Annotated in this window: 13 protein-coding genes; 6 read left to right on the forward strand and 7 right to left on the reverse strand. The window is 69.5% G+C overall.

Annotated features, from left to right (window positions below; genetic code table 11):
- The first annotated feature begins 72 nt into the window (after positions 1–72).
- Entirely contained in the window at positions 73–1,176 is a 1,104-nt protein-coding gene (locus POL67_RS42525; protein WP_271926862.1) for a hypothetical protein, read from the forward strand.
- Between the two features lie 214 nt (positions 1,177–1,390).
- Positions 1,391–1,987, forward strand: coding sequence for a matrixin family metalloprotease (locus POL67_RS42530; RefSeq protein WP_271926864.1), 597 nt, complete (start codon positions 1,391–1,393; stop codon positions 1,985–1,987).
- On the opposite strand, the gene POL67_RS42535 is transcribed toward POL67_RS42530, so the two are convergent.
- Both POL67_RS42535 and POL67_RS42540 read right to left on the reverse strand, forming a co-directional pair.
- A complete protein-coding gene (locus POL67_RS42535) occupies positions 1,947–2,501 on the reverse strand; it encodes an RNA polymerase sigma factor (protein WP_271926866.1) in 555 nt (184 codons plus the stop codon). The genes POL67_RS42530 and POL67_RS42535 overlap by 41 nt on opposite strands.
- A gap of 34 nt (positions 2,502–2,535) precedes the next feature.
- On the reverse strand, positions 2,536–3,363 hold the full coding sequence (locus POL67_RS42540) for a hypothetical protein (RefSeq protein ID WP_271926867.1): 828 nt from the start codon (positions 3,361–3,363) through the stop codon (positions 2,536–2,538).
- A gap of 64 nt (positions 3,364–3,427) precedes the next feature.
- Between POL67_RS42540 and POL67_RS42545 the strand changes: the two genes are divergently transcribed.
- Genes POL67_RS42545 through POL67_RS42555 form a run of 3 tightly spaced genes read left to right on the forward strand, consistent with a single transcriptional unit; the run spans position 3,428 to position 6,768 of the window.
- Entirely contained in the window at positions 3,428–4,435 is a 1,008-nt protein-coding gene (locus POL67_RS42545; RefSeq protein WP_271926868.1) for a tetratricopeptide repeat protein, read from the forward strand.
- Positions 4,436–5,779, forward strand: a complete 1,344-nt coding sequence (locus tag POL67_RS42550; protein ID WP_271926869.1) for a serine/threonine-protein kinase — start codon at positions 4,436–4,438, stop codon at positions 5,777–5,779.
- Positions 5,779–6,768 carry a hypothetical protein gene (locus tag POL67_RS42555; protein WP_271926871.1) on the forward strand — a complete coding sequence of 330 codons (990 nt, stop codon included), beginning with the start codon at positions 5,779–5,781 and terminating at the stop codon, positions 6,766–6,768. The genes POL67_RS42550 and POL67_RS42555 overlap by 1 nt, the downstream gene beginning before the upstream one ends.
- Here the strand turns inward: POL67_RS42555 and POL67_RS42560 are convergent, their stop codons facing one another.
- The 4 genes from POL67_RS42560 to POL67_RS42575 form a co-directional block, all read right to left on the reverse strand.
- The gene (locus POL67_RS42560) at positions 6,769–7,614 is read right to left on the reverse strand and encodes a proline and serine-rich protein 1 family protein (protein ID WP_271926872.1); all 846 of its coding nucleotides are present in this window, start codon (positions 7,612–7,614) and stop codon (positions 6,769–6,771) included.
- A gap of 168 nt (positions 7,615–7,782) precedes the next feature.
- Positions 7,783–8,670: a hypothetical protein gene (locus POL67_RS42565; RefSeq protein WP_271926873.1), complete on the reverse strand. Its 888-nt coding sequence runs from the start codon at positions 8,668–8,670 to the stop codon at positions 7,783–7,785.
- A 16-nt stretch (positions 8,671–8,686) separates the two neighbouring features.
- Entirely contained in the window at positions 8,687–10,084 is a 1,398-nt protein-coding gene (locus tag POL67_RS42570) for a metallophosphoesterase family protein (RefSeq protein ID WP_271926875.1), read from the reverse strand.
- 50 nt (positions 10,085–10,134) lie between these two features.
- The gene (locus POL67_RS42575) at positions 10,135–11,163 is read right to left on the reverse strand and encodes a MopE-related protein (RefSeq protein WP_271926876.1); all 1,029 of its coding nucleotides are present in this window, start codon (positions 11,161–11,163) and stop codon (positions 10,135–10,137) included.
- Between the two features lie 63 nt (positions 11,164–11,226).
- Between POL67_RS42575 and POL67_RS42580 the strand changes: the two genes are divergently transcribed.
- Positions 11,227–11,847, forward strand: a complete 621-nt coding sequence (locus POL67_RS42580; RefSeq protein WP_271926877.1) for a hypothetical protein — start codon at positions 11,227–11,229, stop codon at positions 11,845–11,847.
- A 1-nt stretch (position 11,848) separates the two neighbouring features.
- Here the strand turns inward: POL67_RS42580 and adhP are convergent, their stop codons facing one another.
- Positions 11,849–12,892, reverse strand: a complete 1,044-nt coding sequence (gene adhP, locus POL67_RS42585) for an alcohol dehydrogenase AdhP (protein ID WP_271926878.1) — start codon at positions 12,890–12,892, stop codon at positions 11,849–11,851.
- Between the last annotated feature and the right edge of the window lie 131 nt (positions 12,893–13,023).

Genomic DNA, 13,023 nt, shown 5'->3' on the forward strand with positions numbered 1-13,023 from the left:
GGGCGCGCGCCCGCCCTCGTTCGAATGACGATCCTCCGCCACGCGCGGGAGATCGAAGGGAGAGATCTCGGCATGAAATGGCTTCGTTACACGCTCTCGAGCCTCGTCCTTTCTTCGGCCCTGGCGCTCGCCGGCTGCGGCGGCGGCAATGAGCCCGACCCCGACGCGTCGGTCGATCCGATCGCCCAGGAAGAGATCGTCGACCTCGGCGATCTGATCCAGCAGGACCAGGACGCGGCCGCGGCGGCGGAGGTGATCGGGGATCCGGCGACGCTGCTCGCCGAAGGCCAGAAGCAGGGCGACAAGGCGCGCGGCGACATCGCTGCCGTGCTGAGCTTCATCAAGGAGGCGGCCCAGGGCGAGCCCACGCGCAAGGGCGCGACGGCGGACGGCCGCGCGTACGCGCAATGGGTGAAGACGATCCAGGGCGTGGAGATCACGTTCTCCGTCGTGCGCACGACGCAGGATCGGCTGCGGTACCTGGTGCAGGGCAAGGCCGCGGACGGCGCGAAGAAGCCGCTGCTCACGGGCATTTTCGTGAAGAAGGGCCCGAAGACGGGCGGCGGGCGGTTCCACGTGAACCTGACGAACGTGAGTGATCTCTACAATGCCCCGGGCGCGGACGGGTCGATCCATTTCTGGTTCGCGAACCACAAGGGCGACAAGCGCGGACGGCGTATCGCCTACGTGAACGTGGTTCGTCGGGACGACCCGCAAATGCAGAAGGTCAACTACGGCGCCGACCTCGTGCGGCTCGTGGGCGTGGGCGGCCGGTTCCGGGCCGTGGGCGTGGGCGATGCCATCCCGGATTTGCCGGGCCAGGAGGCCATCGGCCTGCGGATCCTGTGGAAGGCGGGCGAAGGCGGGCGCGCGGCGGCGGCCGTGGCGTCGCTCGGTCCGAATGCGAAGCTTCTCGGCACGGCGCACGAATGCTGGGACAAGGACGGCCTGCGCACGGCATACAAGGACGACAACCCGAACAACGACGCGATGAACCCGGACGAGGGGATGCTCGCGATGTGCGCCGGCTTCGCCGAGGAAGCGCCGCCGGATCAGGCCGACGTGAGCGTGGACGGGCAGGACGCGGATCCGGAGCTCGACGCGTTGCTCGAGGAGTCGGGCGCGATGGACATCGACACGGCCGAGGCCGACGCGGCCGATCCGATCGGCCAATGAACGTATGAGCCGGGCGCGCGCCGTATTCGTGTTCGTCCGGGCATCCCTCGGGGTGCTCGTAGCTCTTTCGTTCACGCCTCCAGCCGGGGCTTACGAAACCGGGCGATCCGAGTACGGCGCGCGCCTGCATTTTGCTTCACTTCCGGCACGGGTGCGTCTTGCCACACCTGTGCCGGTTTTTGCCGATGGGGGCCGCGGCGCCTTGCTCCGCGCGATGGCGACGTGGTCGGGCGTGTTTTGCGGGTCGCTCGGGGGTTCGTTTGTCGAGGCGAATGCGGGGGAAGACGCGTCGATCGAGGTGCGGGCCGTGATTTCGGGGTGGCGTCACGGCGCGGCGATCGCGGCGCATACGGATGTCGAAAGCGACAAGTGGACGGGCGAGATCCGGCGCGTGGTGATCGAGCTCGACGCGACGCGGCGGTGGAGCGACGCGGACAACGTGCCGGCGGATGCGCTCGATCTGGAGACGGTGCTGCTCCACGAGCTCGGGCACGCGGCGGGGCTCGCGCACAGCGGACAAACGTCGGCCGTGATGCGCGCAGGGCTCAAGCCGGGACACGCGGCGAGGCGCGCGCTCGATCCGGACGACGTGGCGGGGATGTGCGCGGTGTATGCGGCGCCTGCATGGGTGCGGCAGGACGAACCGTCGGTCCGGACGAACGGGGGTGGTTCGTCCGTGTCGGCTCCGCGGGCCTTTGTCTTTTCGGCAGCGATCGGCGCAATAGGCGCGGGATTCGTCGCGTGGAAAAGGCGGCGAAATGCCCGCGCGCTCAGGCGTTCGGATCCGGGATCAGCCCCCGCAGACGCTTGATGCCGTGGTGAAAGTTCACCTTGGCGCTGTCCTCGCTGCAATCGGCGAGGACCGCGATCTCGCGGAAGCTGAGCTCGTGAAAGAGGCGTAGCTCGACGGCGAGGCGCTGCTTCGGGGGCAACTCTTCGAGGCGCTGCGCGACGCGGCCCCATACCTCGGCCGCGACGAGCCGGCTCGTTTCGAGGGAGTTCGTGAACGCGGGCAGATCATCCATGTCGGCGAGCGGGCCTTCCCGCGAGGATCCACGGACGTGGTTCAGCGCGACGTGGACCGCGATCCGATAAAGCCAGGTGCGGAAGCTCGATTCGCGTCGAAAATCGGCGAGTTTCTCGAACGCATTGAGGAAGGCCCGCTGCGCGACGTCCTCGGCGTCCTCGGGGCGCCGGACGTACCGGCGGACGAGGCGCAAAATCCCGGCCTGATGCGCCTTCACGAGCGCGTCCGCCGCGCTCCGATCCCCCGCGAGGACCCGCTCGACGAGCGAAACGTCGCCCTCCTCTGCCGCCTCGCTCATTGGTCTTCTCCTCCGCGCCGCGGCGCTCGTTCGTTCATGCTCCCGCACCGCAGAATAGCGGGATCGTCCCGCTTTTGCCACGCGAGCTCGACCAGGAAGCCACAGCGCTGCCGTCGAACGTGATACGGATGCTGATGCCGAGATCCTTTTTCTCGTGCACAATCTCGCCGCCGGCCGCAGGGCATTCTCCCGCGCAACGCGCGAAGTCGCTCACCGCGGTGCGGAACACCCGCGTGCCCGCGCGGGTCTCGAAGTCACCTTCGAACGTGGCGCATTTCTCCGTGGCATTCCAGGTGACCGTGTACTCGCCCGCGCGCTCGATTCGATGCCCCCGTGGTCCCTGCCCCTCCCCGCTCGCCTCGACCACGAGGCGACGCGTCTCGCCGTCCGGGTCGAGGGAGAAAAACCCCTCGGAGTCGATGTCGAGGATCGCCCGCGAAGCGCGCAAATCCCGCGCGGACGCGAGCGCGTGCAGGCCCGTCGCGCCGACCGAGAAGACGACGTCGAGCGTCCCGTCGAGTTTCCCCGTCTTGAACGGGCCGACGCAACCGGCGAGCAGGTAGTTTACCGTGTTGTCTTTTCGGGTCGACGTGACGCAATCTGCGGGGCGGAAGACGAGGCCCGCCGTCGCCGCCGCTTTCACCGCGGCGAGGTCGGGATTGGCGTTCTTCGGATCGAGGCGCGCGATCGCAGCGACGACGAGCGCCGCTTCGTTCTGCGAGACGTCGAACGCGTCGAGGGCCTGCTCGACGTCGACGCTCTCGTCCTCGCTCTCGGTAGCAGGGCCGCAGGCGGCCGCCGCGAGGAGGAGCCCGACGATGGACGCACACGTCGCTCGAGAGGGAAGGACAAGATGTGTCATACCCCTGCTCCCCGCGCCGGAGGGAGCCTCGGCGCGCTCGGAAGGCGTGGTATCCTATCGCGGAATGCATCTCCTCGCCCGCTCCGTTTCTCGAAAAAGAGCCGGCCTCGTCGTGTCCGCGCTCGCGTTCCTCGCGACGCCGGGGGGCGGCGGGATCGCGGCGGCGCGGGCCGAGGGCCACGCGGTCACGGCCGAGGATCGCGCCGCCGCGACGCGCGCATTCGAGGAGGGCGAACGCGCGTATCGAGCCGGTGATTTTTCAAGAGCAGCCGAACGCTTCGAGGAGGCGTACCGAAAAGCCCCGCACCCGGCGCCGCTCTGGAACCTGGCGCGATCATGGGACAAGGCCGGCGAGATCGCGCGCGCGGCGAACGGATACGCGCGGTATCTGCGTGAGGCGCCGCAAGGCGCGCCGGATCGTGACGAAGCCGGCAAGGCGCTCGCCGAGCTCGCGACGAGGCTCGGACGGATCGAGGTGTTCGCGCCCGAGGCCGAGAACGTGCAGGTCGATGATCAGCGGCTCGAAGGGACCAGCGTGTACGTGCACCCAGGAACCCACGTGATCGAAGGGCGCGTGCGTGGGATCGTGGTGCAGCGGACGGAGGCGCTCGAAGCAGGCAGCGTGCGCAGCGTAGCGCTCATCGCGGAGGGTGTTGCTTCGACGCCAAACGAATCCACCAAAGAACCGACGCGGCCGGCCGTGAACACCACGCGCCCGCCGGCCAAACCCGCACCCTCGCCGCGCGCCGAAAAACCTTGGCTCGTGCCGGCGCTGGTCGCGAGTGGAGCGGCCACGGTCGTGAGCGCGGGGCTCGTCGTGTGGTCGGGGGTCGACACGCTGGCCGCGCTCTCTGACTTCGACGCGGCGCCGACCTGGGACAAACTCTATGACGGCCGGGACAAACAGTTCCGCACGAACGTGTTGATCGGCGTGTCGCTTGGCCTCGGCGCGGTCACGGGCGCGCTCGGATCGATCTGGCTCGTGGATCGCAGCGGGAGGGACGTGAAGATCGGGCTTGTGCCGCCCGTGCTCGGAGGCCCGGCGCTCGTCGAGGCCACGGGGAGCTTCTGAATGCCGCGATCGATCGAGCGGATCGGTCCGTACGAGGTGATCGGCGAGCTCGCCTCCGGGGGCATGGCGACGACGTACCTGGCGCGCAAGACGGGCGAGGTCGGCTTCGAACGGCTCGTCGTGATGAAGCGCGTGCATCCGCATCTGCTGAAGGAGCCGAACCTCCGGGACATGCTGGCCGACGAGGCGCGCGTCGCGGCGTCGATGCGGCATCCGAACGTGGTGCCGGTGGAGGACGTAGTGAATGCGTCGGGCGAGCTTTGCCTCGTGATGCCGTACGTCGAGTCGCTCTCGCTCGGCGCGCTGGTCGATGCGGCCCGGCGTGCGGGCGAGCGGCTTCCCCCCGCGGTGGCGAGCCGGATCCTGCTCGACGTGCTGGCCGGGCTCGACGCGGCGCACGAAGCGAAGGATCTGCGCGGCGAGCCGCTCGAGATCGTGCACCGCGACGTGAGCCCGCGGAACGTGCTCGTCGGCACGGACGGGCGCGCACGGCTCATCGATTTCGGCGTGGCCAAAGCAGCGCGGCGGATCACGCAGACGGGCAGCGGAATCATGAAGGGGACGATCGCGTACATGGCGCCAGAGCAGCTCCGGCGTCGTGAGCTCGATCGGCGCGCGGACGTGTTCGCCGCAGGCGTGGTGTTGCACGAGGCGATCACGGGCGAGCGGCTCTTCAACGGGCACGACGAGGCGGACGTGCTGATCGGCGTGCTCGCAGACGAGATCCCGCGGCTCTCGGAGGGGGCGCTGGGCCTCTCGCCTGCGATTGATGAGGTGCTCGAAACGGCGCTCTCCCGTGATCCCGAGGAGCGCTTCGCCTCGGCCGCGGCGTTCGCGGAGGCGCTCGAACGTGCACTCCCGCCGGCGCCTGCGCGGGAGGTCTCTGCGATCCTCGCGCGGCTCGGAGCAGCGGAGATCGAACGGCGGCGGGAGGCGGTGCGTGTTTTTCTGGACCAACCAAGGGTCGATACCGCGGAGAACACGCCACGCCGGCGCTCGTCGTCGCGGACGATCTTGATGCTGGCCTCGGCCGCGGCGCTCGCAGGAGGCGGCCTCCTCGCGCTCGAAGCGATGCGACGGGCGGCGCCGAGCCCTGCACGCGCGAACGCGGGTGTGGAGGCGCGCGTGGCGTCGGCGCGGGATGCCGCGGGGATTGTCGAGAGGAACGCGTCGGGCGAGGCGGCGCCGAGCGAGCGCGGGCCCGTTCCGGCGGCAGCGACGGCCGAGGCGAGGCCGTCTTCGGGCGGGGCGGCGGGATCGGCGCACCCGAAAGCACCGGCGTCGCGGTGGGATCTGCACGCGAATCCGTATCAAGCGGGAGAGATCGGCGACAATCGCCGGTGATGCGTGGAAAAGTTTTGGCTTGGCTCTTCCTCGGGCTCCTCGGATGCACCGTGTTCGATGGGCTCACGGTGCCCCCGCAGGCGAGCGCGCTGCCCGGATACCTGTCGATCGAGGAGGGCGCACGGGCGTGCAGCCTCGTCTTCCGCTGTCCGATGCTCTCCGAGGCCCTCGCGCGGTCGATTGGCGTGCCGGCGAGCGCGACGCGGTACTCGACGTGCCTCGGGTGGCTCGCGGGCCCCTTGCCGCCGAGCCGGTTCGGGCTCTCGGCGCAGGCGAGCCTGCTCGGTTGCGTGAGCGAGGCCGAAGGGTGCACGGAGGCGCTCGCGTGCGCCTTCGTCGAGCCGCTCGCCGAGGACGACGCGCGTTGCGTGGGCGTGGCGGGCGACGCGTGCGCGTCCGAGGGGATGCTGGTCGATTGCACGAGCCGGTACGCCGAACGTTGTGTATCGCCGCACTGGGGCGCCGGGAGCGAGTGCCGGCTCGGGCTCGGGAGCGAGGGGCGATGCGCGCTCAGCGGGTGCCTGCCCGAGACCGCGGCGCCGCCGCGCTGCACGTCGGGGGTGTACGTGCGTTGTGATCCGGCGTCGAACCTGAAGGTCGCGAAGGATTGCAACACGGTGGGGCTCACCTGTCCGGAGGGCGCGGAAGGCGCGGACGCGCAATGCGCGACCGAGGACGGGGTGTTTCCGTGCGACGAGCCGGGCGCGACGTCCTGCGCGCCGAACGAGGCGCGGGTGCGCGTCTGTGACGGCTCGCTCGCCTCGGAGTTCGATTGCGCGGCGATGGGCGCGAATTGCGTCGCGGAGGACGGGGGCGCACGTTGCGCGCGGTCCGGAGAAGCGTGCTCGCCGCTCGATCCCGGGATCGACGTCTGCAACGGGACGTCGATCTCGGCCTGCGTGGCGGGCGCGAAGGTCACGATTGATTGTGCGACCCTCGGGCTCGCGTGCGTGCCGCCCGACGGGACGTCGAGCGGGCATTGCGGGTAGTCACGGCAAGCGCAGAATGGCAGCGGCGCGGGCGCGGCCCTCGTAGGAGACGAAATCGTCGAGCAGGCGCGAGGCGTCGCCGCGGCCGACGAGGTTCGGTGCGAGGAGCTCGAGCGCGCGGAGGCGCGATTCTTCGAACGCGAAGCGAGCGATCAGATCGTGCGCCTGCCCGACGGTGACGGCGCGAGCCCCGAAGACCTCACCGAGGAACGCGAGGCGGCTGCGGTCGTCCCGCAAGGCCTCCAGGTCGGCAATCGAGGTGCGGAACTGAATGGCCGACAAGGGCTGTTCGAGCTCGAACGAAGGCGGCGGATAGGCGCCTTGCGAAGGGGGTGGCGGGATCCGCTCGACGATCGGGGCGCCGTAGCGGTCGAGGGAGAGGGCGACGACGCCGGGCGTGGCCTGGACCTGGCCCTGCCAAACCCTGCGATCGCCGCGGGTCATGACGACGCCGTACGCGCGCCCCTCGGGGACGAACATGACGCCGGGGCGCCCCTCGATCGAGCCGACGAGGGTGTCGCCGTCGTAGATCCAGGCGATCCCGCCGAAGGCCGGCGCGATGCGGAGCTCGGTGTAGCCGGGGGACGCGTGCGCGTAACGTCTCGGCGTGGGGGAGGGCCCATATTGCGGGCGCGGGACCGATCGCGGGCCATAAGGACGCACCGCCGGGGGAGCCGTCTGGACGGGCGATTGCACCTGCACGGGCGGTTGCCATTGCACTTGCGCGGGCAATCTCATCTGCATTTGCCCCTGAAACGACGCCCCGATCCCATCGTCCGCTCGTGCCTCCATCGCCGGCCCGAGCAGAGGGGCGCACAATGCCAGGATCGTCGCGTACTTCTTCATTTCGAATCCTCCACGCAGCCATGACGTCGGCAGCGACTTTTCGACGCAGCACGGCGCGGACGATTCACGCTCAGCTGGACGATTTCGTCGTGGACGCGTCGATCGTCTGGCGGGAAAAACGGAGGAACATCGAAACCGTGGAGCGCGTGGAGAGGATCCGGACGGGTCCTACCGGTACGGATCCTCGACGAACCGGTCATTGGGGCGGCCCGTGGCCGGCGGGGCCGCGATCTGCGGGACCGGGTGCTGCGAGCCCGCACCGAGCAACCGTTCGACTTCCTGCGGGCTCTGCTTCTCGACGACCTGTTTTTCCGCTCTCTTCTGCGGCCATCCCTCGGCCCGGCACCAGTCGAGATCGAGCTCCATGCGGGAGCCGTCGCGGAGCTCGATCTTCACGACGACGGTCGATTTGCAGGCGTTGACCGTGACCGCGGCCTCGAACGACGGCGCGTCGCCGCCGACGAGCTCGCTCTTCGCGATGTAAAAGACAGGGTTCAGATCGTACACGACGCGCTTGATCATCTCCTTCTGCGCCTCGGGCACGTCGATCGAGAGGAGAACATCGAGCACGACACTGCCGCGCGCGCCGAGGCGCTGCACCACCTTCACGCGCGGCGTCGGACGCAATCCCTCGGGGACCTTGCCCTCCTCGGCCAGGACGACGCTCTCGGGGGCATCGGTGGTGCGGGGCGCCCCCGCTGCGGCCCCAGCGGTAGCGAGAGGATACAATTCCGCCCGCTGGTTGCGCAGGTATGCTTCGAGGTCCTTTTTGCGATCCTCCAGGCGGCGGGTCTCCTCTTCGAGCTTCTTTCGTGATTTCTCGACTTCGTCGAGCTTGACTTGCCCCTCGCTGAGCTTCTGGTCGAGCTCCTCCCTGGCCTTGCGCGTGTCGTAAAGCTCCACGTTCTTCTGGGCAATGTCGATCGCGAAGTACACGACGATGAGCGCCGTCAAGAGGACCGGGACGAGCGTCACGAGCATGCTCCGCTGGCGCCGCGAGCGCGCGCGATGTTCGAGCGCCGAGAGCTCCGCTTCCAACCTGTCTTTTTCATCCATGGTCATGGCTCGTCCTTCAAATGAGCCGCTGGAATCGCTCGTCGAGCACCTGCACGAGCTCGTCGTCGCGGTGCGACGCGCAACGCTGATAGCCGTCTTTCAAAAAATGAAGCCTGTCGATCGACTCGCGGTACGACGCGAGACGCATCGGCAGCCCAATCGAGCCCGCGAAGAGGAGCGCGAAGCCGCCCGAGACCGAGAGGACCGGCGGCAACATGCGGTAGAGGTAGGCCGCAAGCGCGACGGCGAGGAACACGGCGGCGCCGAGGCTCACGAGCTGCACACGGAGCGTGCTGCGGTGCGAGTCGATCGCGCGCTCGAGGTGCTGGATCTTGACGGCGATGCGGCCCTTGCGCGTGAGGCTCGGCGGGGCAGCTTCCTCTGGCGGCGGAGGGACCTTGGCTTCCCGCGCGGGTCCCGAGGAGACGGCCGCGTCCGCGGGGCCGAACCGGAGGGCCTGGGTGTCCTCGCCGCGGCCCGCATCGGCCCATTCCATGGTTTGCGGATCGTATTCGCGGCGAATGCGGCGCCCGCGGGTCGGGCCCTCGACGACGAGGATCTGGTAGGCAATGGGGAGCGCCCATTCCTTGCGGCCGTACTCGGCGACGCCCGCGCTCGCCGCGGCGGCGATGGCGAGGAACCAGCCGTCGAGCTCGCGGACGTCATGCCAATCGACGTGCTGGTGGCCGTGGAGCGCGAGCTGGAATCGCTCGCGCGCGAGCCAGCGCCGCATGCCGCCCGCGTCGGTCATGACGCTGTAATCGGTGCGCCCGACGCCCGCCGGGCTCTCCAGGTGGTGATGGACGACCGCGATCCGGAAATGGCCCTTGGTCCGCGTGCGCCGGAGGAGCCCGTCCGCATGGTCGCGCTGGCCAACGCCGACCGACCCGTGCTCCTTCTGCGCGCTCGCTTCGAGCTCCTCGCAGGAGTTGAACGCGACGACCTCGACGTCGAGGTCCTCGAAGACGTGATGATCGACGCGCTGGTGCGGCGGCGTGCCCTCCGCGAAGGCCGGACGCGTGTCGCCGTAGAGCGCGCCGCGGATGCGGTCGTACAGGACGTACCGGCCCGCGGGATCACCGCCGCGCAGGACGTCGTGATTTCCCGGGGCGATCACGAGTCGCGAGACCGGCAGCCCGAGGCCCTCGGCGAGGGCCTTCAGGAACACGACGACGGGCTCGATGCCGGTCTCGTTGCCGCGGTCGAGCAGGTCGCCGGAGACGACGACGAGATCGGGTGCGAGGCCCTCGTTGCGGAGGTCGTAGAGCAGGCTGCCGAGAAGCCCCCGGCGGTTGTGGGGCGCGACGGCGAGCTCGGTGGCCTCGGTGTTCCAGTAGTGGCCGCGCGCCTCGGTCGCGCAGAAATGCAGGTCCGAGATGTGGAGTACGCAGAGCCTCGGTCCACCCGACGGCATGTGCTCATGAAACGCGGACGGCGGGCGGACGTCAAGGCCCACCGCCCCGCTCAATCCGCGCAGCAGAGCACGCCGCCGCCCTCGGGGCCGGGCTTCGTGACGATGTGCGCCTCGGCGCAGAGATCCCCGTCCCCGCATTGCCACGGCCAGAACAGCGCGCCGCAACTGTTGTTCGAGGTGACGTTCAGGACGCCGCAGTGGTCGTGGAACTCGCCGAGCGTGCCGCAGCCGAAGAGGTCGTTCGCCGTGAGCTCGGTGGTCTTGCAGTTCTCGCCGCAGCTACAACCATTGCAGGTGTCGGGATCCTCGTTGGTGCCGAGCGTGCAGATGCCGCAGCCGGTCGAGCCCTGCCGGGTGGCGAAAAAGACGTTCGGCGGGTAGTCCGCGCCGGAGCAGCCCCCGGGCGAGCGCGAGGCGACGTCGTCCGAGCCCTTGCAGATGTGGAAGCCGGGCGAGCAGAGGTCGGCCGCGCTGCAGCCGTCGCCGCTGGGATTCGGGCTCGTGTCGCCGGCGAGGTGATTGCATTGCGGGAGAGAACTGACGCCCGGGACGCTCCATCCGCCCGAGCAGGCGGCGATGAGCGGGAAATTCTGCTCGTCGACGAACGCCTCGCGCGTGCCGTCGCTGCAGCCGTTGCCCTTGGCGCAGGCGTCGTCGATGATGCCGTTGCAATCCTCGTCGATGCCGTTTCCGCAGATTTCCGGCTTCGGGTCCAGGTCCTGCACGCACGCGAGCGCGCCTCCGGTGCAGACCACGGTGCCGTCCTTGCAAATGCCCGGCAGGTCCGTGATGCAATCGGCGCCTGCGTTCTGGCTCTCCTCGTCGATCACGCCGTCGCAATCGTCGTCGACACCGTTGCAAAGCTCGACGGTGCAGACGGGAGGGCCGCCGCCCGTACCGCCCGTACCGCCCACGCCGCCCGTGCCGCCGCCGCCGCTCCCGAGATCGAATTCCGTGGGATCGCTGCGAGCGCCGCAGGCGAGGAGCAGGGCGGGCACGGCGAGGGCGAAGGCGAAGGCGAAGGTGGACACACGCATGAGCAGGAGCGGCAGGATGCCTGGATCGTGGGGGGGCCGCAAGAATGCCGGGAACCTGGGGCGCGCGGCACTGTCTGCGAGGAGCCGATCGCCCGAGGCCCACGCATGGACATCAGCCCCGCCCTCCCCTCTGTGAAGTCGCTCGTCCCCGTGCTCTGCCACGGCTTTTCTCTGGCCGCGCACGTGCTGTTTCTCGGCGGGGCGGCGCTGCTCGGGCCGCTGCATTCGGCCGACGCGCCGTCGATCGAGCATCACCTCCCGCGGGCGCAGACGCTGCTGCTCGTGACCGCCGTGCCGGGGGAGACGGTCACGGAAGAGCGAGGCGGCGAGCGCGAGGTGAGCGGGCGTTACGACGAGGGCACGGTAGGGCCGCTACGGAACGACGCGGAGCGCGCGGTTCCTCCCGGCGAACGCGCCGAGGCGTACAAAGTGGACCACCCCGACGGGAACGACGTACCGGCGGCCATGTTCTATCCGGCGCTTGATCCAAGCACGGTCCCCTCGAACTGGTTCAACGGAATGGGCAACGGCTCGGGAGGAACGCGGGACAAGAAGGTCGACCGCGGCGATCGTATCGAGCCGGAGACGCCGGCCCAGCGCCGCGCGCACGGGGAGGCGGAGGCCACGAGCCCCGCGGGCGGGCCGCCGAAGACACGCGTTTGCCCGCCGTCGCGGTCCGCCGACATTGCGGTCTTCTGTCGCGCCACCTCCGCGGCGAAGCGCTGACCTACCGCTTTTCGTCCTCACCAAGGGCGAGCACCACGCGTCCGTGGATCGCCCCTTCATTCATACGCGCGAACACGCTGTTGATCGATTCGAGCGGCTGGACCTCGGTCGTGGGCTTGATCCCATCGTGCGCGGCAATCTCCAGCGCTTCCTTCAGGTCCATACGGGTGCCCACGATCGATCCACGAAGCGTGAGGCGCTTGAGCACGACGTCGAAGATCGGCGTCGGGAAATCGCCGGGCGGCAGGCCGACGAACACACACGTCCCGCCGGAACGAAGGGTCCCGAGGGCCTGGCGGAAGGCGCCCGGCGAGACCGCCGTGACGAGCGCCCCGTGCGCGCCGCCGATTTGCCGCTGGACCTCGGCCGCCGGGTCGGCGTGGAGGGCGTCGACGACCACCTCGGCGCCGAGTTCGCGGGCGAGGTCGAGTTTGTCCGCGCCCACGTCCACGGCCGCGACGCGCAGGCCCATGGCCCTTGCATAAGGAATCGCGAGGTGCCCGAGGCCGCCGATGCCCGAGATGACGACCCATTGCCCCGGGCGCGCCTCCGTTTCCTTGAGGCCCTTGTAGCTGGTCACGCCCGCGCAGAGGATCGGCGCAGCGTCCACGAAGCTGATCGCGTCCGGAATCCGTCCCACGTACGCCGCAGGCGCGACGACGTACTCGGCGTGGCCGCCGTTGACGGAATAACCCGTGTTTTTCTGCGACGGGCACAACGTCTCCCAGCCGGTGATGCAATGATCGCAAGCACCGCAGGCGTTGTGGAGCCAGGGGACGCCGACGCGGTCGCCCTCTTTCAGCGTGGTGACGCCGGCGCCGAGCGCGGCCACGTACCCGACGCCCTCGTGGCCGGGGATGAACGGGAGCGCGGGTTTGACCGGCCAATCACCGTTCGCCGCGTGGAGGTCGGTATGGCAAACCCCGCTCGCCACGATTCGAACGAGGACCTCGCCTGCGCTCGGCACGGGAACGGGGACCTCCTCGATGACAAGCGGCTGTCCAAACGCCCGAACGACCGCGGCCCTCATCGTACGTTGCATCATCGCTCTCCAGGTGCAGGTGGCTGGTGCGCCAACCCCTCCGCAAGGGCCATGCCATCTCCATGAACGCCTGTGTTTCGGCGTGAGGGCAGAGCGAGCGGGCCGGGGAGGCGCGCGCCTTGCGTGGCGGCGCA

Origin of the sequence: Polyangium mundeleinium (genome assembly GCF_028369105.1) — a bacterium.
Classification (GTDB): domain Bacteria; phylum Myxococcota_A; class Polyangia; order Polyangiales; family Polyangiaceae; genus Polyangium; species Polyangium mundeleinium.

Coding starts and splice junctions, on each gene's coding strand:
- POL67_RS42540 (WP_271926867.1), bottom strand. CDS start 3,363: ATGACACATCTTGTCCTTCCCTCTCGAGCGACGTGTGCGTCCATCGTC.
- POL67_RS42545 (WP_271926868.1), top strand. CDS start 3,428: ATGCATCTCCTCGCCCGCTCCGTTTCTCGAAAAAGAGCCGGCCTCGTC.
- POL67_RS42550 (WP_271926869.1), top strand. CDS start 4,436: ATGCCGCGATCGATCGAGCGGATCGGTCCGTACGAGGTGATCGGCGAG.
- POL67_RS42555 (WP_271926871.1), top strand. CDS start 5,779: ATGCGTGGAAAAGTTTTGGCTTGGCTCTTCCTCGGGCTCCTCGGATGC.
- POL67_RS42525 (WP_271926862.1), top strand. CDS start 73: ATGAAATGGCTTCGTTACACGCTCTCGAGCCTCGTCCTTTCTTCGGCC.
- POL67_RS42535 (WP_271926866.1), bottom strand. CDS start 2,501: ATGAGCGAGGCGGCAGAGGAGGGCGACGTTTCGCTCGTCGAGCGGGTC.
- adhP (WP_271926878.1), bottom strand. CDS start 12,892: ATGATGCAACGTACGATGAGGGCCGCGGTCGTTCGGGCGTTTGGACAG.
- POL67_RS42565 (WP_271926873.1), bottom strand. CDS start 8,670: ATGGATGAAAAAGACAGGTTGGAAGCGGAGCTCTCGGCGCTCGAACAT.
- POL67_RS42560 (WP_271926872.1), bottom strand. CDS start 7,614: ATGAAGAAGTACGCGACGATCCTGGCATTGTGCGCCCCTCTGCTCGGG.
- POL67_RS42530 (WP_271926864.1), top strand. CDS start 1,391: ATGGCGACGTGGTCGGGCGTGTTTTGCGGGTCGCTCGGGGGTTCGTTT.
- POL67_RS42580 (WP_271926877.1), top strand. CDS start 11,227: ATGGACATCAGCCCCGCCCTCCCCTCTGTGAAGTCGCTCGTCCCCGTG.
- POL67_RS42570 (WP_271926875.1), bottom strand. CDS start 10,084: ATGCCGTCGGGTGGACCGAGGCTCTGCGTACTCCACATCTCGGACCTG.